The 22,578-nt window shown below is 68.2% G+C and carries 17 protein-coding genes; 8 read left to right on the top strand and 9 right to left on the bottom strand.

Annotated elements, in window-relative coordinates; translation table 11 throughout:
• Nucleotides 1–17: 17 nt before the first annotated feature.
• The 3 genes from WC969_00085 to WC969_00075 all read right to left on the bottom strand — a co-directional run bounded on the left by WC969_00085 (nucleotide 18) and on the right by WC969_00075 (nucleotide 4,460).
• Nucleotides 18–1,289 carry a hypothetical protein gene (locus WC969_00085; GenBank protein ID MFA6028224.1) on the bottom strand — a complete coding sequence of 424 codons (1,272 nt, stop codon included), beginning with the start codon at nucleotides 1,287–1,289 and terminating at the stop codon, nucleotides 18–20.
• 215 nt (nucleotides 1,290–1,504) lie between these two features.
• Nucleotides 1,505–2,347: a transposase gene (locus tag WC969_00080; GenBank protein MFA6028223.1), complete on the bottom strand. Its 843-nt coding sequence runs from the start codon at nucleotides 2,345–2,347 to the stop codon at nucleotides 1,505–1,507.
• A 91-nt stretch (nucleotides 2,348–2,438) separates the two neighbouring features.
• Nucleotides 2,439–4,460 carry a cation:proton antiporter gene (locus WC969_00075; protein ID MFA6028222.1) on the bottom strand — a complete coding sequence of 674 codons (2,022 nt, stop codon included), beginning with the start codon at nucleotides 4,458–4,460 and terminating at the stop codon, nucleotides 2,439–2,441.
• Between the two features lie 98 nt (nucleotides 4,461–4,558).
• Here WC969_00075 and WC969_00070 point away from each other — a divergent pair, with 98 nt between their 5' ends.
• From WC969_00070 to WC969_00060, 3 genes are all read left to right on the top strand, one after another.
• A complete protein-coding gene (locus tag WC969_00070) occupies nucleotides 4,559–7,054 on the top strand; it encodes an FAD-dependent oxidoreductase (protein MFA6028221.1) in 2,496 nt (831 codons plus the stop codon).
• A gap of 73 nt (nucleotides 7,055–7,127) precedes the next feature.
• Entirely contained in the window at nucleotides 7,128–8,495 is a 1,368-nt protein-coding gene (gene ssnA, locus WC969_00065) for a putative aminohydrolase SsnA (GenBank protein ID MFA6028220.1), read from the top strand.
• 101 nt (nucleotides 8,496–8,596) lie between these two features.
• Nucleotides 8,597–9,031 carry a response regulator gene (locus WC969_00060; GenBank protein MFA6028219.1) on the top strand — a complete coding sequence of 145 codons (435 nt, stop codon included), beginning with the start codon at nucleotides 8,597–8,599 and terminating at the stop codon, nucleotides 9,029–9,031.
• Between the two features lie 55 nt (nucleotides 9,032–9,086).
• Here WC969_00060 and WC969_00055 read toward each other — a convergent pair whose 3' ends face one another.
• The 4 genes from WC969_00055 to ade form a co-directional block, all read right to left on the bottom strand.
• Entirely contained in the window at nucleotides 9,087–10,322 is a 1,236-nt protein-coding gene (locus tag WC969_00055) for a hypothetical protein (GenBank protein MFA6028218.1), read from the bottom strand.
• 107 nt (nucleotides 10,323–10,429) lie between these two features.
• Nucleotides 10,430–11,530 (bottom strand): lytic murein transglycosylase, encoded by a 1,101-nt coding sequence (locus WC969_00050; protein ID MFA6028217.1) that lies wholly within the window; start codon nucleotides 11,528–11,530, stop codon nucleotides 10,430–10,432.
• A gap of 72 nt (nucleotides 11,531–11,602) precedes the next feature.
• On the bottom strand, nucleotides 11,603–12,934 hold the full coding sequence (locus WC969_00045; GenBank protein MFA6028216.1) for an NCS2 family permease: 1,332 nt from the start codon (nucleotides 12,932–12,934) through the stop codon (nucleotides 11,603–11,605).
• Nucleotides 12,935–13,004: 70 nt separating this feature from the next.
• A complete protein-coding gene (gene ade / locus WC969_00040) occupies nucleotides 13,005–14,732 on the bottom strand; it encodes an adenine deaminase (GenBank protein MFA6028215.1) in 1,728 nt (575 codons plus the stop codon).
• 30 nt (nucleotides 14,733–14,762) lie between these two features.
• On the opposite strand from ade, the gene WC969_00035 reads away from it, so the two are divergent.
• From WC969_00035 to pckA, 3 genes are read left to right on the top strand one after another with little or no spacing between them, the layout of a single operon-like run.
• On the top strand, nucleotides 14,763–15,764 hold the full coding sequence (locus tag WC969_00035; protein MFA6028214.1) for a class I SAM-dependent methyltransferase: 1,002 nt from the start codon (nucleotides 14,763–14,765) through the stop codon (nucleotides 15,762–15,764).
• Complete coding sequence (locus WC969_00030; protein ID MFA6028213.1) at nucleotides 15,761–17,281, top strand: glycosyltransferase family 39 protein; 1,521 nt, start codon at nucleotides 15,761–15,763, stop codon at nucleotides 17,279–17,281. Before WC969_00035 ends, WC969_00030 begins: the two co-directional genes overlap by 4 nt.
• Nucleotides 17,278–18,924, top strand: coding sequence for a phosphoenolpyruvate carboxykinase (ATP) (pckA, locus tag WC969_00025; protein MFA6028212.1), 1,647 nt, complete (start codon nucleotides 17,278–17,280; stop codon nucleotides 18,922–18,924). Before WC969_00030 ends, pckA begins: the two co-directional genes overlap by 4 nt.
• A 114-nt stretch (nucleotides 18,925–19,038) precedes the next feature.
• Here the strand turns inward: pckA and WC969_00020 are convergent, their stop codons facing one another.
• Nucleotides 19,039–19,698, bottom strand: a complete 660-nt coding sequence (locus tag WC969_00020) for a poly-gamma-glutamate hydrolase family protein (protein MFA6028211.1) — start codon at nucleotides 19,696–19,698, stop codon at nucleotides 19,039–19,041.
• A gap of 116 nt (nucleotides 19,699–19,814) precedes the next feature.
• On the opposite strand from WC969_00020, the gene WC969_00015 reads away from it, so the two are divergent.
• On the top strand, nucleotides 19,815–20,267 hold the full coding sequence (locus tag WC969_00015) for a MarR family winged helix-turn-helix transcriptional regulator (GenBank protein ID MFA6028210.1): 453 nt from the start codon (nucleotides 19,815–19,817) through the stop codon (nucleotides 20,265–20,267).
• A 118-nt stretch (nucleotides 20,268–20,385) separates the two neighbouring features.
• The gene (locus WC969_00010) at nucleotides 20,386–21,009 is read left to right on the top strand and encodes a nitroreductase family protein (GenBank protein ID MFA6028209.1); all 624 of its coding nucleotides are present in this window, start codon (nucleotides 20,386–20,388) and stop codon (nucleotides 21,007–21,009) included.
• Between the two features lie 53 nt (nucleotides 21,010–21,062).
• On the opposite strand, the gene WC969_00005 is transcribed toward WC969_00010, so the two are convergent.
• Nucleotides 21,063–22,478, bottom strand: a complete 1,416-nt coding sequence (locus tag WC969_00005) for a hypothetical protein (protein MFA6028208.1) — start codon at nucleotides 22,476–22,478, stop codon at nucleotides 21,063–21,065.
• Between the last annotated feature and the right edge of the window lie 100 nt (nucleotides 22,479–22,578).

Genomic DNA, 22,578 nt, shown 5'->3' with positions numbered 1-22,578 from the left:
CAGATTGTAGCACGAGGTCAGGGTTTCGGAGAGCCCGACTTCAGGCACAACGCGGGGGCGGCGAAGGAGGTTCCGGCCATGAGGAGGACCTGCCCGGGGGAGCCGTCGCCGGCGGGGTCGAAGACGACGGTGCCGGCCGCGCTCGCCGTGAAGTGGAAGCGCATGCTCTTGTCGAGGTAGGGGCCGTGCCGGCGCAGGGACTCCGCGCGGGCGCCGTCTATGCGGAAGAAAGCGATCAGGTCGTCGACCCGGTAGAGCCCGTCCTGGAGCTCGCTCGTCAGGCGCTCGACGCCGCCGGGCGTGTCGCGGCGGATGATGTCGAGCTCCGGGTCCTTGGTGGGCGTGCGCAGGACCTCGGTCATCGGCTTCCCGGCGTAGGCGGCGGCCAGCGGGGGGCCCTTGCTCATGAGTTTCGCGTCGAAGTCGCCGAGGCCGTCGCCGTTCACGTCCACATTCCCGTCGGCCGTGCGGCGGAAGGCGTACTCGCCGGGCCGCCAGACGCTCGTCAGACCGTTGTCGGCCGAGGAGGCGGCCTTGCGGCCGTCGCGGCCGATGGAGCCCACCGAGACCGTGCCGGGGAGGAAGCCGAGGAGGTTGACCTTGCCCGGCCCCTGGTTGCCCGCGGCGAGGTAGATGGGGACGCCCTTCTTCGCGATGCGGGCGGCGATGCGCGAGAGCTTCCCGTAGTGGGGGCTGCCCTTCTCGTTCATGAGCTTCGCGATGGCGGCGTCGACCTCCGCGCGGTGCGCGAGGAACTGCTCCGAGCCGTAGGGGAGGCCGAGGTCCTTCTGGACGTCGCTGAGCGGGACGTCGACGCACTGGGAGACGTTGATCGCCGAGAGGGCGAGGGAGCCCTTCTCGAGCCGCGCGGCGACCGGGCCGAGGAGCGCGACGAGGTGTTCGATGCTTCCGTCCCCGCCCATGTTGAGCGGGCGCGTCTTCTTCCCGCTCGCCTTGTAGATGGCGCTGACGACCTCCCCGTGCCCGGCGTCGGGCTTGCCGTCGCCGTCGACGTCCATGTAGGGGGAGACGGCGTCGGTGCCCGCGGCGAAGTTGTCGAGCACCAGCACCGGCAGCGGCGAGGCGCAGACCTTCTCGATGCGGGCCTCGTCGGGTCCCTGCAGGGCGCGGCCGACGATGTCGGCGACCGCCGCGCCGGGGGCGACGGCGACCATCCTCAAAGACTCGAGCGCGGAAGCCGGTTCGGGCCGGGCGGAGAGTCCCGCCGCGAAGGAGGCGGCGGGGAGGAGTCCGACGGCCGCGAGCAGCACCGACGATCGCGCGCTCATACTATAAGGGTAGCCGTACGGCGAAATGAACCCAGGAGCGAGCGCCCCAGTCCGTCCTAGGCCAAAGGGCCTATATGGCGGAATCCTATACAGCGGCGTCCATATCGCAGCGTCCCATATCGCGGCGTCATATCGCGGCGTCAGGCACCGCAACTTTCGCAACTTATCCGGGGCGGGGTCAGACGTGAACTTTTGCAACTTGTTCGGGTGGTGCGCTATGGCGTGCGGGGGGGCGCGGCGTTATAGATCGCCGACGGCGATACGCTCAGGAACCGGGCTAATGAACTCCTGGCGGCCCCGATCTGCAGAGCGCGCCGGATGAAGGCGTTCCTGACGACGGTGACGGCACGCCGGCGTGTCTTTCCGCGCAGTTCGTCCATGGATATCCCCGTCTCATAGATGCACACCTGCGCGATGGATTCCAATTCGGGGAGAGGTTCCGCTCGCACGGTCTGCAGAGGTCGGCTGTTCTCCGGAGGCGGAGGGATGACGAGGGGGGAATGTGAAGGAACGGGGGCGTATGCGTCGACGAAGCTGCGGTAGGCCTCTTGGGCGTGTGCGCGGTCCGAGTGGAACATCGCGAGAGGGAAGTCCGTGTCCAGCAGGTGGACCGAGGAGCGCCCGAGGTACTCCAGATGCCCGGACCACTCCCACTCATCAGGACTCGAGACGAGCTCCGCGCGTACGGGGTTCAGGTGGATGTAGCGCAGAAGCTCGAGAAACTGCGAATCCTTGTCGCAATGGACGGAGTTGAAGCGGCCTTGAAAAAGATGCCCGTTCCGGCCGTGTCTCCGGTTGATGATATGCGTGTAGACGGATTTCAGGCGCTGCATGAACTTCGAAGTCGTCGCTTGGATGACGCGCACGAGCAGGTGAAAATGGTTGGGCATGAGGCAATACGCGAATAGCTCGAAGGGCAGACGCCGCTTCGTCTCGGCGAGTTCCGCCATGAAGTCCCGGCAATCCTCCGGCTGGAAATAGATCTCCTGCCGGTTGTTGCCGCGGGAGGTCAGGTGATGGATCGTTCCGGGGAGGCTCAGTCTCGGTTTTCGGGGCATACCGGGATTACGGCTGAGGGCGGCGAAAAGTTCCATAAGTTGCGATGCCTGACGCCGGTGAAATGACGCCGGCGAGGGGGCGCGGAGGGGGTCAGCTCTGGAGGAGGATGGAGAGCGCCTTCTGGCGCTCGTCGGGCTCTCCGAAGAGGACGACGACGTCGTCGGCCTTGAGCTCCTGGGTGGGGGAGGGGTTGGCGATGTGCTTGCCCTCCCGGTAGATGGCGATGATGCTGGCGCCGCTGCGGCGGCGCACGTCGAGCGCCGCGATGGGCTTGCCGACCGCCGCGACGCCCTCGATGATCATGACGGGCTCCGTCATGCCGAAGAAGAAGGGCTGCTCCTCCTTCGACTGGCGCAGGGCCTGGCGGGTGGGCTCGCTGGTCGCCAGGCCGATGACTTCGTCGAGGAGCCGCTCGGCGCGCTCCTGCAGGGCCGCGACGCGGCGGCGCTCGAGCGTGCCGGCCAGGATGAGGAGCCCCGCGGTCGCCCAGACCGGCCAGACCCGCGCGAGCGAGGAGGCCTCGAAGACGAGGAAGCCGAGTCCGAGGGCGAGGACGATGAGCGCTCCGAGCGCGTTGTAGAAGCGGTGGATGTCGAGGTAGCGCAGGAGCTGGGAGGACTCGCGCGCCGCCAGGCCGCTGGTGACGAGCAGGAGCACGAGGTGGCCGCCGTACTTCGAGACGCAGGCCCAGAAGGGGAGCGAACCCAGCGCCGCGGCCGTCCAGAGCGCCCACAGCACGCCCGCGCTGCCCGGGGCCGCGGCCGCGGCGAGGCCCGCGAAGCTCTGGGTGCCGAGCACGATGCCGACCGAGAGGACGATGTAGATCACGAGACGGATGAGGTAGCGCGAGAGGATGGCGGTCTCGGGGGGGAGCTTGCGGCCGTGCGCCTTGCCCGCCCACTCCTCGTGGCGCTTGATGAGGCCCCGCGCCGGCGCGGGCAGGAGGGCGAGCGCGCGGTCGACCGCGGGGTCGACGCCGCGCAGAAGGCGCGGGGCGGCGAGCGCGGTCAAGAGGGAGACCGAGGTCGCCACCGCGTAGAGCGAGTCGCCGGCCAGGCGCGAGGTGGCGCCCACCCCGGCGATGACGAAGGAGAACTCGCCGATCTGCGCGAGGCCGGCGCCGACCTTGAGCGAGGTCTTCAGTCCCCGGCCCGAGGCGAGCGCGCCGGCCGCCCCGCCGAGCGTCTTGCCGGCGAGGACGGCGAGCGTGAAGGCGAGGATGGCCCAGCGGAAGTCCCAGAGCATGTCGGGGCGCATGAGCATCCCCGCCGAGACGAAGAAGAGCGCGCTGAACATGTCGCGCACCGGCAGGATCCAGGATTCGATCTGGGGATGCTCCGCGGAGGCGGCGACGATGGCGCCGGTGAGGAAGGCCCCGAGGGCGGGCGAGCCGACGACCTTCGCTCCGAGCAGGGCGCCCAGGAGGCAGAGGCCGAGGGAGACGATGCCGAGCACCTCGCGGGTCTTGAAGGCCGCGACCCAGGCGAGCAGGCGCGGGATCGTCGAGAGGCCGAGCACGATGTAGAGCACGACGAAGAGCCCGGTCTTGGCGAGCGCGCGCGCCGCCTCGAGGGCGTCGGCGCCGGCGCTCGAGCTCAACCCCGAGACGATGGAGAGGAGCAGGACGGCCGCGACGTCCTCGAGGATGAGCACGCCGAAGACGAGCTGGGAGAACTCCTCGTGGGCCAGGCGCAGGTCTCCGAGCATCTTCACGATCAGCGTCGTGCTGGAGATGGCGACGATGCCGCCGAGGAAGACGCTCTCCACCGGGCTCCAGCCGAAGAGGCGGCCGAGCTGGTAGCCGAGCCAGAGCATGAAGAGCACCTCGACGGCCGCGGCGAGGGCCGCCGCCGGGCCGACGCGGCGCAGGCGGGGGAGGTTGAACTCGAGGCCGAGGGTGAACATCAGGAAGGCGATGCCGAGCTCGGCCATCGTGCGGATGCTTCCCATGTCGCTGACCAGCGCGAAGGGCGGGGTGTAGGGGCCGACGAGGAGCCCGGCGAGGATGTAGCCGATGGCGACGGGCTGGCGCAGGCGATGGCAGAGGAGCATCGCGGCGCCGGCGACCGCCATCACGATGGCGAGGTCCTGCAGCAGGGAGGCGGAGTGCACGAGGCTTTAAGTTTAACCGCATGACGCCCTTTGTCAAGACGCGCGCGGGCGGTATAATGTAGATTCATACGCCGCAGACGCCGGACGAGAGGGAGACCATGGCCAAGGACAGCCCCCGCTTCATGACGGACGCGCAGCTCCGCGAGGAGCTCGACAAGTGCGAGTACTGCTCGGAGAAGCCCTGCCGCGAGGCCTGCCCCGCGCACTGTTCTCCCTGCGACTTCATCATGGCGGCCAAGGTCGGCGAGCCCTCGGACTTCCGGCGTTCGGCGGGCATCATCATGGGCAGCAACCCTCTCGGCGGAGTCTGCGGCGCGGTCTGCCCCGACCGCTTCTGCATGAAGGCCTGCGTGCACCGCACCTTCGACAAGCCCCTCGAGATCCCCTCCATCCAGGCGACCATCGTCCAGAAGGCCAAGGACCTCGGCGTCATGCCGCCTTTCCGCACGGCGAAGCCGAACGGCCGCAAGGTCGCGGTCGTCGGCGCCGGGCCCGCCGGCTACGGCGCGGCGGCGATGCTCGGCCAGCTCGGCTACCGGGTGGACATCATGGACGCCGCGAAGGAGCCGGGCGGCATGGTCAACCTCATCCCCGACTTCCGCCTCGACAAGCGCGTGCTGAAGACCGACCTCGAGTATGCGCGCAAAACCTTCGGCGACATCCGCCTCGTCCTCGGGAAGAAGGTCCCCGAGCCCGAGAAGCTCCTGAAGACCTACGACGCGGTCGTCATCACCACGGGCCTGGACCACCCCTTCACGCTCGGCATCCCGGGCGAGGGCGTCGCGGTCGCGGCGCTCGAGTACCTTTGGAACCGGAAGAAGCATCCGGTGAAGGGACGGCGGGTGGCCGTCATCGGCGGCGGCGCCATCGCCTGCGACTGCGCGGAGAACGCGGTCCAGGACGGGGCCGAGCACGTCGAGATGTTCGCGCTCGAGAAGCTCTCGGAGATGCCGCTCACGAAGAAGGAGCTCGAGGGCATCGTCGAGGCGGGCGTGCACCTCAGCGGCCGCGTGCGCATCTCCGCGGTGCTCGTAAAGGGCGGCAAGGCCGCCGGGCTCAAGACGCTCAAGGTCGTCCTGCCCAAGGGGAAGAAGTTCCACCCCCGCGAGGTCCAGGACGTCCCGGGCTCCGAGCAGACGCGCCTGGGCTTCGACAAGGTGATCCTCGCCATCGGCGCGCGGCCGAGCTTCGCCCGCAAGGGGACGCCGCGGGTGTTCTTCGCCGGCGACGTCGAGAACGGCCCGACCACCGTCGTCGAGGCCGCGGCCGCGGGCAAGAACACCGCCCTCGAGGTCGACGCCTGCGTCACCGGCAAGCCGCTGCCGAAGTTCGAGAAGCGCACCAAGAGCCGCGTCCATCTGCCCGGCCTCATCGCCCTGCCGGTGCCGCTCGAGACCGACTTCTTCGGCCGGAAGCTCCCCTCGCCGTTCCTTCTCTCGGCCGCGCCGCCCTCCGACGGCTATGAGCAGATGAAGAAGGCCTACGAGGCGGGCTGGGCCGGCGGCGTCATGAAGACCGCCTTCGACGGGATCGACATCCACATCCCGGGCGAGTACATGTTCGCCTTCACTCAGAACACCTACGCGAACTGCGACAACGTCTCGGGACACCCCATCGACCGCGTGCGCCGCGAGGTCGGGAAGCTCGTGCGCGAGTTCCCCGACCGGCTCACCGCCGTCTCGACCGGCGGCCCGGTGACCGGCGACGACGAAGCCGACCGGGCGGGCTGGCAGAGCAACACGAAGAAGCTCGAGAGCTGCGGGGCGATGTGCATCGAGTACTCGCTCTCCTGCCCGCAGGGCGGCGACGGCACCAAGGGGGACATCGTCTCCCAGGACGCCGAGCTCACCGCGAAGATCATCGGCTGGGTCCTGGAGGTCTCCGACCCGAAGGTCCCGAAGCTCTTCAAGCTCACCGCCGCGGTCACGGCGATCTACCCCATCATGGACGCCATCCGCAAGGTCCTGGCCAAGTACCCGCACAAGAAGGCCGGCGTGACCCTCGCCAACACCTTCCCGACCCTCGCCTTCCGCAAGGGCGCGAAGAAGGGCTGGGAAGAGGGCATCGTCGTCGGCATGAGCGGCGAGGGCGTCACTCCCATCAGCAACCTCACGCTCGCCAGCGTCTCGAAGATGGGCGTCCCGGTCTCCGGCAACGGCGGGCCGATGGACTACAAGGCGGCCGCGAACTTCCTGGCGCTCGGGGCCAACACGGTGCAGTTCTGCACAATCGTCATGAAGCACGGCTACGGAGTCATCGACGACCTGCACTCGGGCCTCAGCCATCTGATGGAGGCGCGGGGCATGACGTCGATGAAGGACCTCGTCGGCTGCGCGCTGCCGGGCCCCGTGACGGGCTTCATGGAGCTCACCGCGAAGAAGAAGATCTCCTCGGTGACCCGCGAGCTCTGCCAGCACTGCGGCAACTGCACGCGCTGCCCCTACCTCGCCATCCGGCTCGACGAGGAGAAGGTCCCCGTGACCGACGCTTCGCGCTGCATCGGCTGCTCGATCTGCGCGCAGAAGTGCTTCTCCGGCGCTCTCGCCATGCGCGAGCGGACGAAGGCCGAGGCCGAGATGCTTCAGGAGTCCTGAGCCTCGGCCCCCTCACCCCCTGCCCTCTCCCGGCGTGGCGGGAGAGGGGGAGAAAATCAGAAGGAGACCTCGAATGAAGGCGAAGAAGACGAAGGCGGCGGCGAAGCCGGCGGCGGACTCCCTCCTCATCAAGGGCGGGTTCCTCGTCACCCTCGGCGCCGAGAACAGGGTGCTCAAGGACCACGCGATCCTCTGCGAGGGCGGGCGCATCGTCCGCATCGCGAAGGCCGCCTCCTTCAAGGGGAAGTACCGCAAGGTCGTCGACGCCTCGGGCAAGGTCGTGATGCCCGGCTTCATCAACGCGCACATGCACTTCTACAGCACGATGGTGCGCGGCCTCGGCAAGGCCAAGCCCTCGAAGGACTTCGGCGAGGTGCTCGAGAACCTCTGGTGGCGGCTCGACAAGAAGCTCGCGCTCGAGGACTGCTACTACAGCGCCAAGCTCCCGCTCATCGACGCGGTCAAGCGCGGCACGACGACGCTCATCGACCACCACGCCAGCCCCTTCGCCTGCCGCGGCTCGCTCGACCAGGTCGCCCGGGCGGTCACCGAGGTCGGGCTGAGGGCCTCGCTCTGCTACGAGCTCTCCGACCGCGACGGCGCGAAGATCGCCCAGGACGGCATCGACGAGAACGTGGAGTTCATCCGCCGCTGCAAGCTCGAGGGCGGCGAGCGGCTCAAGGCCCTCTTCGGCCTGCACGCGTCCTTCACCATCGGCGACGAGACCCTGAAGAAGGCCGCCGAGGCCGGCCGCCAGCTCGGGGCGGGCTTCCACGTCCATACCGCCGAGGCCAAGAGCGACCAGGACTTCAACGAGAGCCGCTTCGGGATGCGCGTCGTCGAGCGCCTCGCGAAGCACGGCATACTCGGCCCCAAGACGATCGCCGCTCATTGCGTGCACGTCAACGAGTACGAGATGGACCTGCTCGCGAAGACGAGGACCGCCGTCGCGCACAACCCCCAGTCGAACCTCAACAACGCCGTGGGCATCGCCGACGTCCTGCGCATGTGGGAGAAGGGCGTGCTCATCGGCCTGGGCACCGACGCGATGACGGTGAACATGATGGAGGAGGTCCGCGTCGCGCTCTGGGCCCAGCACCTGCGCCAGGACAACCCCAGCTGCGGCTTCGTCGAGATGCTGAGCACCCTGCTCTTCAAGAACGCCGAGATCGCGAACCGCTACTGGGGCGTGCCGCTGGGCGTCCTCAAGGAGGGCGCGGCGGCGGACATCGTCCTCGTCGACTACCACCCGCCCACGCCCTTCGGCGCGGACAACTTCCTCGGGCACTTCGGCTTCGGGCTGACCCAGAGCTTCGTGGACACCACGATCGCCGACGGCAAGGTGCTCATGGAGAACCGGAAGCTCAAGCTCGATGTCGACGAGGAAGAGCTCGCCGCCAAGTCCTCCGCGCTCGCCAAGAAGCTCTGGGAGCGCTTCTAGATCGAGGGGCCAGGGGCCTACGCGCGCAGCGGGCCCACTGAACATCCGTTCATTGACATCGGTCAATGAACGGCGGCCGGAGGGTCTGCTACAATCGGCTCATGCGGAGCTACATCCTCGTCGTCGATGACGACCCCGTCCTCGCCGGCCTCATCTGCGACTTCCTCGAGAGCCGCGGCCTGCGCGCCACCTCCTGCGGCGACGCGGCGCAGGCCATCGTGCAGGCGTCCACGCTGAGCGTGGGCGGACTCGTGCTCGACATCGCGCTCGGGAGCTACGGCAGCGGCGTGGACGTCTATCGCCACATCCGTCATGGCGCGCACCATCCCAAGGACCTTCCGATCCTCTTCCTCACGGGGATGGCGCCGGAGACCGCGCTGCCGATGCTCCCCAACGACGACCCCCACGTGAAGACCCTCTTCAAGCCCATACGGCCGGAGAAGCTCTTCGAGAACCTGCACGCGCTGGGCAGCGGCCGCTGGCTCGCGGCCTGCCGCACGACGCTCCCGCCTCACGGCGGGCCTTCCAGAAACTAGCCGGAAAGACCCGGCGCGAGACCGGAGCCCTTCCTTCCGAGGGGACGCCGCGCTTTTACGGCTGGGGAGGGGGAGTCGTCTCCGTCTCGGCGGCGGCCGGGGCGGAGGAGGGCGCTTCGGCGGCCGCGGCGGCCTCCGGAGCGGCGAAGGTCGGGACGATGTAGACGATGTTGTTCTTCTCGTCGAGAGAGAGCGCGAAGGCCGGGGGAGCGAAGCGACCGATGTCGCGCGCCGCGATCTCCTGGAAGCCCACCGTGTCGTAGCTGAACAGCATGAGCCTCGGCTGCTTCGCGGGGTCCGCGGCGGAGAGCGCCTGCACGTCCGCCGCCTCCAGGATCCGGCTCGGCCCGGCCATGGCCAGGGCCTCCGCCTTGGCGGCGGCTTTTTTCTTCTCCTCGGCCCGCTTCGCGAGGACCTTCTTGACGATCGTGCTGACGACGAAGAGGCCCGCCTGGATGGCCAGGGCCTTCATCGTGAACATGCTCTTGAAGCTGAACGACTCCAGGAAGGGGATGGCCGGCATGCCGCTGCAGCCGGTCAGGAGCAGGGCCGCGCCGACGAGGAGGGCCGTCATGAGGACGGGCTTGGCGTAGGGGCGCAGGCGCTCGACGATGGAGGGGCGGGCGGAGGTTCCGGGCGCGGGGACCTGCGCGGACACGGCCTCTCTGCGGGCCGTGAGGGCCGGGCGGAGCGAAGACTTCGAAAGCCAGCCGGCGGCGCGGCCTACGGGGACGCTCAGCGCGCTGGAGACCTTCCCGGCCGCCTGCTTGCCGTAGGCCAGGACGTCGAAGCTGTTCCCGCCCCAGCCCTTCGAGCTCGAGTCCGAGGCCATGTCCTGGGAGGAGGGCTTCAGGAAGGCGGCTTCGGGGGCGGCTTGCCCCTTCGCATCCGCGCCGCGCGCCCCATGCAGCAGAACGCTGAAGAGGCCGGGCTGGACGGCCTCGGCCGGGCGGCTCAGGACCGCGCGCGCCACCGAGGAGTTCCCCAGCGCCGCGTTCGCGGTGGGGACCGTCTGCGCCGGCACGACCGCGTTCGGGACCGTCGCGGCGACGTTGACCGCGCCGAGGGAGGGCATGTTCGAAAGGGAGAGGTTCGCGGCCTTCAGGGCGCCCGTCGTCATCGAGCCGTTGAGACCGAGGGGCGCGACGGCGACCGGGACGATCGGGGTGACGGGGGCATGCGCCGCGCCGGCCGCGACGGTCTGGGCCAGGGCCTCATAGGGAGCGAGACCGGGGCAGGCGAGCAGGAGCGCCGCTGCGAGGACCGCCGCCGGGACGCGTCGTCGTCTCATCACCCTCCTAAGATAACAGGAAGGGGGCGGAGGCGGTTGGGCCGGAATGCTCCGGAAGACGGGGTGGAAAGACCCATGCGAGAATGGGTCCTTGGACTGGTCGCGGCTCAGGGGGCGGCCACGCGCTCGGCGATGAAGCCGATGGAGGTGGCGAAGTAGGCGGAGCGGTTCCAGTTGAGGATGGTCTTGAGGTTGGGGTAGGCGAGCACGGCGGGCGCCGCGATGCCGCCCGGCAGCATCAGCGTCGCGGACAGGTTCTTTTCGGGGAAGCTCTGCGCCTCCCAGGGCTTCACGCCGAGGAGCTTCCACTCGGAGAGCGGGTGGTACTTCCCGTCGGCGAGACCCGCGTCGAAGCCGGGCGGGAGGAGGACGCGCTGACTCCAGGGCTCGCCGGCCTTCCAGCCGACCTTCTGAAGATAGTTGCCCGCCGAGGCGAAGACGTCCTCGGGGGTGTTCCAGATGTCCCGCCGGCCGTCGCCGTTGCCGTCGACGGCGAGGCGGCGGAAGCTCGAGGGCATGAACTGGCACTGGCCCATCGCGCCCGCCCAGGAGCCCTTGAGCCCGGCGGAGGGCATCCCTTCCTCGGCGAGGATCTTGAGCGCGTGGTGCAGCTCTCCGCGATAGAAGGCGGGTCGCTTGCCTCCGAAGGCGAGGGTGGCGAGCGCCGCGACGATGGGGTAATCGCCCTGGCGCTGGCCGAAGTAGGACTCGACGCCCCAGAGCGCGACGATGATCTCGGAGGGGACTCCGGTGCGTTCCGTGACGGCGGCGAGCGCGTCCTTGTGCAGGGCGAGCTTCTCGCGGCCGAGCGCGATGCGCTTCTCGGAGACGACGCGGGCCAGGTACTCCTCGTAGGTGATGGTGTGCTCGGGCTGGGTGTTCTCGAGGTCGAGGACCTTCGGGATGGGCTGGAGCGCGTTCAAAGCGTCGTCGAGGGTCGCGGCCGGGACGCCCTGGGCGGCGGCCTCCTTGCGCAAGTCCTTGAGCCAGGCGGCGAAGGCGGCGGCGTCGACGGTCGCCGGGGGAGGGGGAACGGCCCGCGCGGCGCCGATGTCGGGGATCTCGAAGGCGGCGAACTCGAGGCCCGCGGGAGCGAAGCCCTCGAAGGCGGGCGCGGCGAAAGAGGGGGGCAAACGGAGGGCGGCCGTGGCGGCCGAGGCGGCGCCGGGCATGAGCGCGGCGAGCGAAAAGACGAGGAGGCGCTTCATCCCCGATACTATATACGCGCGCGTCCGGGGGCGCTTGGGCTGAAGGACCCCGTGCGGACGGGGCTGATGGACCTATGCCGCCAGGAACGCGTAGCGCAGCAGGAAGAGGGCGGCGAGACCCCAGAGGAGCGGCGGGACGTCCTTCCCCTTGCCGGCGGCGGCCTTCAGGGCCGGGTAGGAGATGAAGCCGGCGGCGACGCCGTCGGCGATGTTGAAGGTGAAAGGGATGACGACGAGCGTCAGGAAGGCCGGCAGGCCCTCGCTGGGGTCGTCCCACTCGATGCGCCGGACCATCCCGAGCATGAGCGCGCCGACGAGGATGAGGGCCGGGGCGGTGACGGGATGCAGGACGAGCCCGCCGGGCAGCGTCACCGCGCCGCTCACGAAGCCCACCAGCGGCGCGAAGAAGAGCGCGAGCAGGAAGAGCGCCGCGACCGTCAGCGCGGTGAGCCCGGTGCGCCCGCCCTGGGCGACGCCGGTCGCGCTCTCGATGTAGCTCGATACCGTCGAGGTCCCCAGCAGCGCGCCCGTCGTCGTCGCGACCGCGTCGCAGAGCAGGGCCTTCGGGGCGCGGGGGAGCTTGCCGTCCTTCATGAGACCCGCCTGCACGCCCACGCCCACGAGCGTGCCGAGCGTGTCGAAGAGGGTCATGAACAGGAAGATGAGGACCACCGAGAAGCCGTCGCGGGTGAGGAGGCCCGTGAGGTCGAGTTTGAAGAGGGTGGGGGCGAGCGAGGGCGGCGCGCTGAAGACTCCTCCGTAGCGGAGCCAGCCGAAGGCCCAGCCCAGGGCCGAGGTGGCGAGCATGCCGAGGAGCAGGGCGCCGCGGACGCGGCGCACGAAGAGGGCGGCCGAGAGGGCCAGTCCGAAGAGGGCGAGGAGCACCGGTCCCGCGTGGAGCGGGCCGAGCTTCACGAGCGTCGGGGCGTTGGCGACGACGAGGCCGGCCTCCTTGAGGCCGATGAGCGCGACGAAGAGCCCGATGCCGGCCGCGATGGCGTGCTTGAGCGCGTCGGGCACGGAGTTGACGAGGGTCTCGCGGATGCGGGTCAGGGTGAGCGCGAGGAAGACGAGGCCGGAGACGAAGACGAGGCCGAGCGCCCTCTGCCACGGCACGCCCATGCCGAGCACGACGGCGTAGGTGAAGAAGAAGTTCTCTCCCATGAGCGGGGCCTGGGCGATGGGGTAGTTCGCGAGGAGCCCCATGAGCGCGCAGCCGAGCGCGCTGGAGAGGCAGGTGGCGGTGAAGACCGCGCCGGGGTCCATCCCCGCGGCCGAGAGGACCTGGGGCTGGACGAAGAGGATGTAGCCCATCGTGAGGAAGGTCGTCAGGCCGGCGGCGAGCTCCGTGCGGACGGTGGTGCCGTTCTCCTTCAGTTGGAAGCGCGTTTCGAGGAAATCCATGCGATTCTCCTGCGATGTTTCATTCTCCCTCCCCCTGCCCCCTCCCGAGGGAGGGGGAGTTAGGGAAGTATCACACGAATAACGGGACTACCTTGAACCCTATAGCGTCAATCAGTCCACGGTCGGTGATCTTGAGCGCGGGAATCGGCGGCAGCGTCAGAAACGACATCGCCATGTAGGGGTCGTCGAGCCGGCAGCCGAGGGTCCGCGCCGCGGCGTTGAGGCGCTGGAGCTTCTGGCGCACGAAGTCGGCGCTGCGGTCGGACATGAGCCCGGCCACGGGCAGCGGCAGGGCCTCGAGGACCTGTCCGTCGCGGGCGGCGACGATGCCGCCCTGCATCTTCACGACCTCGACGGCGGCCGCGTACATGTCGCCGTCGTCGACGCCGACGACCACGATGTTGTGGGAGTCGTGCGAGACGGAGGAGGCGATGGCGCCCCGCTTGAGGCCGAAGCCTTTGACCAGGCCCTTGCCGATGCGGCCGGAGGCGAAGTGGCGCTCGATGACCGCGATCTTCAGGACGTCCGCGGAGGGGTCGGAGACGACCCATCCTCCGTCCTGCTTGACGGGGAGGGTCAGCGACTTCGTGACGATCTGATGGGGGACAAGGCCGATGACCCGCGCGCGCCGTCCCTCGGCCTTGATGGCGAAGTCCTCGTGTTCGATCCAGCGCACGTTGATGGTCCCGCGGACCTTGCCCTTGTACTCGGTGGCCGCCGAGGGCTCGAGGACTCCGTCGCGCGCGACGAGGCGTCCGTCCTTGAAGACCTTGGAGATCTTCAGGCGCTTGAAGTCGTCGAAGACGATGAGGTCGGCGCGGTAGCCGGGGGCGATGGCGCCGAGGTCCTTGATGCCGAAGTACTCGGCGGCGTTGATGCTCGCCATCTGGATGGCGCGCACGGGGTCGACGCCGAGGCGGATGGCGGTGCGGACCAGGTGGTCCATGTGCCCCTGCGTGAAGATGTCCTCGAGGTGGCGGTCGTCGGTGACGAAGAGGCACTTGCGGCTGTTCTCGGAGTTAACGAGGGGGAGGAGCGCGCGTAGGTTCTTCGCGGCGGTGCCCTCTCGGATCATGATGTACATGCCGGCGCGCAGCTTCTCGCGGGCCTCGCGCACGTCGGTGCACTCGTGGTCGGAGCGGATGCCGGCCGAGACGTAGGCGTAGAGGTCCTTGCCGCTGAGCAGGGGGGCGTGGCCGTCGATGCGCTTGCCTCTGGCGATGCGCAGCTTGTCGAGCACCTCGACCTCGCGATGGATGACGCCGGGGTAGTTCATCATCTCGGCGAGGCCCAGGACGCGCTCGTCGTTGAGGAGCAGGCTCAGGTCGTGGGCCGAGAGCTCGGCGCCGGCGGTCTCCAGGCGGGTGGAGGGGACGCAGGAGGGGAGCATCGCGTAGACCCGGAGCACGCAGTTCCAGCTCGAGGAGAGCATGTACTTGATGCCGTCGAGGCCGAGCACGTTGGCGATCTCGTGGGGGTCGATGACCGCGGTGGTCGTCCCGCGGGGGACCACGATGCGGCCGAACTCGGGGATCTTCACCATCGAGCTCTCGATGTGGATGTGGCCGTCGATGAAGCCGGGGGCCAGGTAGGCGCCCTGGAGGTCGATCGTGCGCGCGGCCTTGTAGCTCCCGAAGCCCACGACCCGGTCCCCGTGGACCGCCACGTCCGTCCTGTGGATGTCCCCCGAGAAGGTGTTGATGACCCGGGCGTTGCGCAGGAGGAGGTCCACGCGGCGCTGGCCGCCCGCGATGGCGATGGTGTCCTGGAGGTCGGTGGGGAGTCGGGGATTATCCATATGGATACGATACTTTATATCATCTTGGCGGTGAACCCGCCCCCCTCGCGCTTCGAGCCCCACAAGAGCGGCCAGGACCAGGCGCCTCCGCGCTGCCCCTGCTGCGGGGGAGGGCGCGTCGCGAAGGCCTTCGACAGCATCGAGGAGGGCTTCTCCGTCCTGCGCTGCCCGGACTGCGGCCTGGGCCGGACCTGGCCGGTCGTGCCCGGCCCCGAGATCGGGCGCTGGTACCCCGAGGTCTACTACGGCCGCGAGAACGTCCGCTTCAACCCCGTCTTCGAGGCCCTCACCCGCCTCTTCCGCCGCCGCCGGGCCTCCGTGCTCTACAACCGCGTGCCGCGGGGGCCGGTGCTCGACGTGGGCTGCGGGCGCGGATTCATCCTGCGCTACCTCAAGGACCTCGGCTACGAGGCGCACGGCACCGAGTACTCCGAGACGGCCGCCTGGCACGCGCGCAGCGTCCTCGGCCTCGAGGTCAGCACCGGGGACTTCCTCCAGTCCCCGCACGAGAAGGACCGCTACCACGCGGTGGTGTTCTGGCACTCGCTCGAGCACATGCCCGACCCTTTCGAGGCCGTCGCCCGCGCCCGGGAGCTCCTGAAGACCGGCGGCCTGCTGGCCGTCGCGGTCCCGAACTTCGAGAGCGCGCAGTCGCGCGCGTTCGGCCGGCGCTGGTTCCACCTCGACGTCCCGCGCCACTACTACCATTTCGGGGCCCGCTCGCTGGAGGCCGTGCTCCAGCGCTACGGCTTCCGCGTGGTGCAGCTCGACCATTTCAGCTTCGAGCAGAACCCCTACGGCTGGCTCCAGAGCCTCTTCGACGCGCTGGGCTTCGAGCACAACTTCCTCTACGACCTCCTGAAGAGCCGCGGCGCCCGCTCGCGCCGCATCCGCCACCATCCGTTCCAGGCTCTGGGGACCCTGCTGCTGCTGCCCGTCCTCGTCCCGCTCGTGCTCGCCCTGACGCTCTGGGAGACGGCCGCGCGCACCGGGGGCACCATCGAGCTCTACGCCATCAAGGAACACGAATGAACTTCCACCTCAGCCGCCGCTTCTGCCTGACGGTCATCCTCCTGGTCTCCGTGCTCATGCACCTGAAGGGCCTCGCGGCGCCCGTGCTCGACTACCACTACCACCGCCAGTGCAACACCGCGGCCATCGGCCGAAACTACTTCGAGCACAAGCTCCAGTTCTTCCATCCCCGCATCGACTGGATGGGGTCCTACGACGGCCGGGCCGCCACCGAGTTCCCGCTCTACATGTTCCTCATCGGCGTCCTCTGGCCGTTCTTCCTCGGCGAGCTCTGGGGCCGCCTCCTCGCGGTCCTGTTCTCGGCGCTGACCGGGGTCTACCTCTTCCGCTTCCTCGAGGAGAAGCTCGGGCGCGAGGCCGCCTTCTATTCCGGAGTGCTCTTCTCGTTCATCCCGCTCGAGATCTACTTCGGACGCACCGTGCAGCCCGAGGCGCTCGCGCTGCTCTCGACGGTCGCCGCCTTCGACCACTGGGAGCGCTCGCTGACCCCGGACCGCCCTCCGGGCGACTGGCTCGCGGCCGTCTTCTTCGCCTTCTTCGCCATCTCGCACAAGCTTCCCTACGTCTTCATGCTCATCCCCATGGCCTATCTGGCCTGGCAGAAGCTCGGGAAGATGGCCCTGCGCGACGCGGGGGTCCTGCTCTCCTTCCCGCTCATCGGGCTGGGCGTCTACGGCTGGTACCACCATGCCGCCGGCGGGGCCTACGTCGTCCCCGCCCACCAGGGGGAGTTCCTCGCGCTCCTCGACTACAAGCATCTTCCCTACTTCGTGCAGTTCCAGTTCGTCTCGCGCTTCCCCGAGCTCGCGGCGACCTACGGCGGCCTGCTGCTCATGTTCTTCGGCTTGCGCGAGGTCGTCTTCCGCAAGAAGATGGTCTTCTTCGCGGTCTGGTTCGGCGCGATCTGCGCGCACCTCATCGCCGGCGGCCGCTACACCTTCAGCCACGAGTACACCTCGCTCCCTCTGGTGCCCGTGAACGCCGCCTTCATGGGCGAGGGTCTGCGCCTGCTGCGCGAGCGCGCCTCGGCGGTCCGGCGGGACATGCGGGGCTGGGCCTGGGCCGCGCTCGCCGTGCTCGTGCTCTCCATCCCCGTGCACGCGACCCTGCGCATCCACCACTGGTACAAGCTCAGCTACCCGTTCCTCCTGCAGGCGGAGAAGGTCGTCGACGGCTTCAGCGCGCGCGAGGACCTCTTCGTCACCAACGACCGCACCGGCTCGGTGTTCCTCTACAAGATCCACCGGCGCGGCTGGGGCTGGGACTTCCGCCAGTACGGGGAGAAGGACACGCTCGCGCAGATCGAGGAGCGCCGAGGGCAGGGAGCGAAGTACCTCCTGACGGAGAAGACCGGGGTCTTCGCGGACGCGACCGACCCGATCGCGAAGCGCGTCTACGCGCGCTGGCCGGTCGTGCACGACGGGGACGGGATGGTCGTCTTCCGGCTCGAGGAGAAGAAGGTCTCCGCGCGCGCCGCCGCGCGGGGAAAGGGGAAGAACCCCAGGATGAGGAAATGAACACGACATTGGAACCCGTGAGCCGGACCCCCGCGGAGGCCGAGGCCGAGGCGCTCAAGAGCGACCACGGGCTCGAGCTCCACGGCATCGAGGGCGCGCGGAAGGTCTATTGGAACCTCCCGACCGAGGCCCTCGTCGAGGAGGCCCTGCATCGCCGCGAGGGGAAGCTCTCGCGCGGAGGCGCCTTCGTCGCCGACACCGGCCGCCACACCGCCCGCTCGGCCAACGACAAGTTCATCGTCCAGGAGTCCACCTCCGAGAAGAACGTCTGGTGGGGACAGTACAACCGGCCCATCGAGGCCGCCCGCTTCGAGACGGTCTACCGCCGCCTCGCCGAGTCCTTCCGCGGCAAGGACCTCTTCGTCCAGGACTGCTGGGCCGGCGCCGACCCCGAGTACCGCCTCCCGGTGCGCATCATCACGGAGAAGGCCTGGCACAGCCACTTCGCTCGCAACATGTTCATCAAGCCGGCGACTCTCGCCGAGCACCGGCGCCACAAGCCGGAGTTCACGGTCATCAGCGCGCCCTCGGTGAAGGCGGACCCCAAGCGCGACGGGACGCCCTCGGAGACCTTCATCCTCCTGAACTTCCAGAAGCGCGTCTGCATCATCGGCGACACCGCCTACGCCGGCGAGATCAAGAAATCGGTGTTCACCATCCTCAACTACCTGCTGCCGCTCAAGGACGTCTTCCCCATGCACTGCTCGGCCAACGTGGGGAAGGACGGCGACGCGGCCATCTTCTTCGGGCTCTCGGGCACGGGGAAGACCACGCTCTCGGCCGACCCCCTGCGACGGCTCATCGGCGACGACGAGCACGGCTGGAGCGGGAGCGGCGTCTTCAACTTCGAGGACGGCTGCTACGCGAAGGTCATCCGGCTCTCGCCCAAGGCCGAGCCGGAGATCCACGCCGCGTCCCACGCCTTCGGCACGGTGCTCGAGAACGTGGTCATCGACCCCGCCTCGCGCGTCCCGGACCTCGACGACGACTCCAAGACCGAGAACACCCGGGCGTCCTACCCGCTCGCGGCCATCGGCAACTCGGTGCCGGAGAAGCGCGGCGGGCACCCGAAGAACGTGGTCTTCCTCACCTGCGACGCCTGGGGCGTGCTGCCGCCCATCTCGAAGCTGAGCCCGGACCAGGCGCTCTATCAGTTCCTCTCCGGCTACACCTCGAAGGTCGCCGGCACGGAGGCCGGCACGGGCAAGGACCCCCTGCCGACCTTCAGCACCTGCTTCGGCGCGCCTTTCATGGTGCACCATCCGGCGGTCTACGCGGACATGCTGAAGAAGAACATCGCCGCGCACGGCGCGACCTGCTGGCTCCTCAACACGGGCTGGATCGGCGGCGCCTTCGGTACGGGCAAGCGCATCAGCATCGCCCACACCCGCACGCTGCTCAACGCGGCGCTCTCGGGGAAGCTCGCGAAGGTCCCGTGCACCACGGACCCCGTCTTCGGCTTCCAGGTGCCGCAGACCTGCGACGGGATCCCGGCCGGGGTCCTCGACCCGTCCGCGTCCTGGAAGGACAAGGACGAGTACATGCGCAAGTACAAGGCGCTCGCGGTCAAGTTCGCGGAGAACTTCAAGAAGTTCCAGGACAAGTGCACGCCGGACGTTATAAGGGCAGGCCCTAAGGTGTAGTTTTTCCCTACTGCCTCCCCCCACGGGGGAGGGCAGGGTGGGGGGAACTGGCGTTAAGAAGAAGGCCCGCTTCGGCGGGCCTTCTCTTTTTCGGGTCCTACCCAGGAGTCCCGGTCAAGGCGCGGGGTCCGTCAGGGCGGAACGCACGGCGGCGCGGAACTTCTCCCGCGCCGCCGCGTCTTTTGCCAGGCGCTCAAGGAGGAGTCGGGGCAGCTCGAGCTGGAGGCCGCCCTCGCGGGCGCGGTTGACGAGGTTCGCGGGGGTCTTCCCCGGCAGGCGCCGGCAGGGCTCCTCGACCTCGAAGCCGGCCGCCCGCAATCCCATCGCCGCACGCTCCCGCAGGGCCGCGGAGGAGCCGCCGAGGCAGGCCTTCTCGCCGGCGTCGCGGCTGCCGTGCACGGAGACGGCGCGCCGGCTGCGAGCGGCCAGCTCCAGCGCGCGCGGCTCGTCGTACTTCGCCGAAGTCAGGTGGATGCGGCGCGAGCGGCCCTGCCGCAGGGACTCGAAGAGGTAGAGGTTCCAATCCCCGCCCGCCAGGACGCGCGCGAGCTCGGAGGTGCCCGGCTCCAGCGCGCCCCCGTGGGGGGCGAAGACGGTGAAGGAGGAGCGGCGGTCCTCCACGCTCACGCTCCAGTCGGTCCCTTCATTGAAGACGGAGACGAGCTCCGCCCAACTGCGGCACTCCGGCGTGCAGGGGGCGTCCGCGCGCGCGGGCGCCGCCGCCGCGGGGGCGGCGAACAGGGCGCTCAAGAGCAGGGCGGGAAGGAGCTTCACGGACATAGGGTAGGGAATCGGAGGGGGGTGGCGCAACCCGTCGGGTCGGGCGCGGGGGGTTGACAAAAGGCGGAGCCGGGGATATACTTTAATATCAAACGATTGGAGATTAAACGATGCCGACCCACTACGCCGGCGGCGAGGGTGAGACCCGGGCCCTGAGCGCCTACATCAACCTCGTGCGCGCCTCCGAGAGCGTCGTCGCCCGGACCCACGCGCGCCTGGCTTCCTCGGGCCTCACCGTGACCCAGTTCGGGGTCCTCGAGGCGCTCCTGCACCTGGGGCCGATGTGCCAGAACGAGCTCGCCGCGAAGCTCCTCAAGAGCGGCGGGAACATCACCTTCGTCCTCGACAACCTGGAGAAGCACGGCCTCGCCGAGCGGCGCCGCGGCGGCGAGGACCGCCGCAAGGCCGTCGTCCATCTCACCGCGAAGGGACGCGCGCTCATCGCGCGCCTCTTCAAGGCGCACGCGAAGGCCGTCGCCGCGGAGTTCGCGGTCCTTTCGAAGGGCGAGCAGGACGAGCTGCGGCGGCTCTGCCGCTGTCTTGGCTGCGGGAGGAGGGCGTGAATCCCCAGAGGGGATTCGCGGGGGTTCTCGAGGTCCTCGGGCAGCGGACCCGTACGGTTTAAGCAAACAGCGCCGGGAAATCCGGTTCGGTACGGATCTCCCGGCCCAAGGAGGAGTCATGGACGTCCTGGAAGCCATCCGCAAGCGCGCCTCGGCCAACAAGTTCGACCCGGCGCGGCCTCTCTCCGAGGCGCAGGTCCGCGAGCTCGTGGAGCTCGCGACGCGCGCCCCGTCGTCGTTCAACATCCAGCACTGGCGCTTCCTCGCGGTGACCCGCAAGGAGGACCGCGAGAAGCTCAAGGGGCTCGCCTACAACCAGCAGAAGGTCGCCGACGCGCCCGTCGTCTTCGTCGTGCTGGGCGACCCCCGCGCGCATGAGAACCTCGCGCACGCATTGGAAGGCTCGGTGAAGGCCGGGCTCATGGACGCCAAGGCCGTGCAGGGACTGTCGGGGATGGCGGCGGGGATGTACGCCGACCCCCGGGCCCAGCGCGATGAGGCCATCCGCTCCGGCGCCTTCGCCGCGATGACGCTCATGCTGGCCGCGGAGGCGAAGGGCCTGGTCGCGGGGCCGATGATCGGCTTCGACCCCGACGCGGTGAAGAAGGAGTTCAAGATCCCGGAGCGCCTTATCCCGGTGCTGATGCTGCCGGTGGGCTACGCCGCGCCCGGCAACTGGCCGCAGAAGCCGCGCCTGCCGGTCGACGAGGTGCTGGCCTTCCACGACGGCGCGAAGCTCTGAGCGGGAACAGCCGAGGGCCGGCATAGCCGGCCCTCGCCCCGCGGTTTGTCAGGTCAGCGCTTCAGGCAGGTGTTACCGGGTTCGATACAGGGGTTGTATCCGGGGGGCGTCTTTCCTACGGGTTCCACATAGGGCTCTTCTCCCTGGGCAGGGAGAGTCATGGATTCGGATGCTTTCTTTTGCAGCCAGGCGGCGGAGAGCTTCTGGCCCCAGGCAAGGCGGTTGCTCGCATCCAGCATCGCGTCGAAAAGCTCTTTCACGCAGCCCGATAGGGAATCCGCGAACGATGTGGGGTAGGGCGCTTTCTGCGGGAACCACCAGATGGAATCCAGACTCTCCTGGGTTATCTTCTCGGGAGAAGAGCAGGCTCTTTCCGCCAGGTCTTTGATGTCGGAGTATATCGCGGAGTCCGTCGCAAGTCCTCGGGCGGGAGCAGGGGTCACGGTCGGGAAGTTCGGAGAAGGACTCGTTTCAATGGGGGACATCTCCTCTGAAGTCTCCGCGGGAGCGCGATGTTCGGACTCTCTCCGTTTCTCGCGCGCGCGTTGAGCAGCTTCCACATCGAGTTGCTCGTTGAGTCTGTCGGCATCCTGAATAATGGCGAGAGCCTCTTCGGAGGGGATTTCAGAGGCGTAGCCGGGCTCTAGGTCTTCCGGTGCCGTCACTCCGAATCCTTTGAGATTCCGCGCGACGTTGTTGGAGAGGCGTGACAGCATGGAGCCAAACTTCGCTTTTTTCGTGTTGTAAGTGCGTTCTTGATCGTCTTGAACCGAAAAAAGTTCATTGCGAACACGCTCATCATCACTCAATTTGGATAGGTTCGCACGGACACGAGACAGTACCATCCCCTCCAACTCCAGTTGGGTCTTCGCGTCTCCGGCGCCTCTTTCCCCGAAAAGATCAAAATGTTGCCTTTCATGGAGCAGGAGCATCGCGAGTCGGTCGGGACTACGGAATGCATCCGCGGGTATCAACGTTAATCCTATCCCCGTAGTCATGCCGATTGCCGAATTGGGTATTTCTCTGGTCATCCGTTTCCCATTTTGCAGATAGATGATATAGGGAACCCCTCTATCCCAGAATACAGGGACCCATTGGCGGGGGGACCCCAAGGGGTCGAATAGATTTTCTTTCATGCGCGGCATGAAAGGGCGCCCGTCATCTTGGGATTCGACGATATCGTAGGCGACGAGTGTCTTTCGAAGGGCTTTTTGGTAAAGCAACTTCTTTTCACGTTCGAGTTCCTTGATTTGCTCATTGTAAAAACGAATATCCTCACGATCTCCCTTAAATTCTGCGCGTTTCTGCTTGGCCTCGGTTGTGGCGATATCGGCTTGTTTTTCCTTAGCGTCGGAAATGAATCGTGAAATCTCTGCCCGGGATTCTTCGCTTGCGGGATGGAGTGCGAAGCCAGGACTTGAGATGCCCGTAATGAGAAGGAATGGAAGGAGAGGGAGGTTGAGAGTCATGGCGACGTCTCCCCGCCTTTCAGGCCACGGCCAGCTGTGAGTTCCTAAGATGAATCTCAGCATACTCTCGAGGCGTTAAGCCACCGAGAGAGCTGTGCGG

The sequence above is a fragment of the Elusimicrobiota bacterium genome (assembly GCA_041660925.1).
Classification (GTDB): Bacteria; Elusimicrobiota; Elusimicrobia; order UBA1565; family UBA1565; genus JBAZUV01.
Note: the sequence above shows the minus strand (reverse complement) of the source record. Positions and strands in the feature narration are given on the sequence as shown.

Coding starts and splice junctions, on each gene's coding strand:
- WC969_00055 (MFA6028218.1), bottom strand. CDS start 10,322: ATGAGACGACGACGCGTCCCGGCGGCGGTCCTCGCAGCGGCGCTCCTG.
- WC969_00030 (MFA6028213.1), top strand. CDS start 15,761: ATGAACTTCCACCTCAGCCGCCGCTTCTGCCTGACGGTCATCCTCCTG.
- pckA (MFA6028212.1), top strand. CDS start 17,278: ATGAACACGACATTGGAACCCGTGAGCCGGACCCCCGCGGAGGCCGAG.
- WC969_00060 (MFA6028219.1), top strand. CDS start 8,597: ATGCGGAGCTACATCCTCGTCGTCGATGACGACCCCGTCCTCGCCGGC.
- WC969_00050 (MFA6028217.1), bottom strand. CDS start 11,530: ATGAAGCGCCTCCTCGTCTTTTCGCTCGCCGCGCTCATGCCCGGCGCC.
- ssnA (MFA6028220.1), top strand. CDS start 7,128: ATGAAGGCGAAGAAGACGAAGGCGGCGGCGAAGCCGGCGGCGGACTCC.
- WC969_00080 (MFA6028223.1), bottom strand. CDS start 2,347: ATGCCCCGAAAACCGAGACTGAGCCTCCCCGGAACGATCCATCACCTG.
- WC969_00070 (MFA6028221.1), top strand. CDS start 4,559: ATGGCCAAGGACAGCCCCCGCTTCATGACGGACGCGCAGCTCCGCGAG.
- WC969_00045 (MFA6028216.1), bottom strand. CDS start 12,934: ATGGATTTCCTCGAAACGCGCTTCCAACTGAAGGAGAACGGCACCACC.
- WC969_00005 (MFA6028208.1), bottom strand. CDS start 22,478: ATGACTCTCAACCTCCCTCTCCTTCCATTCCTTCTCATTACGGGCATC.
- WC969_00010 (MFA6028209.1), top strand. CDS start 20,386: ATGGACGTCCTGGAAGCCATCCGCAAGCGCGCCTCGGCCAACAAGTTC.
- ade (MFA6028215.1), bottom strand. CDS start 14,732: ATGGATAATCCCCGACTCCCCACCGACCTCCAGGACACCATCGCCATC.
- WC969_00085 (MFA6028224.1), bottom strand. CDS start 1,289: ATGAGCGCGCGATCGTCGGTGCTGCTCGCGGCCGTCGGACTCCTCCCC.
- WC969_00015 (MFA6028210.1), top strand. CDS start 19,815: ATGCCGACCCACTACGCCGGCGGCGAGGGTGAGACCCGGGCCCTGAGC.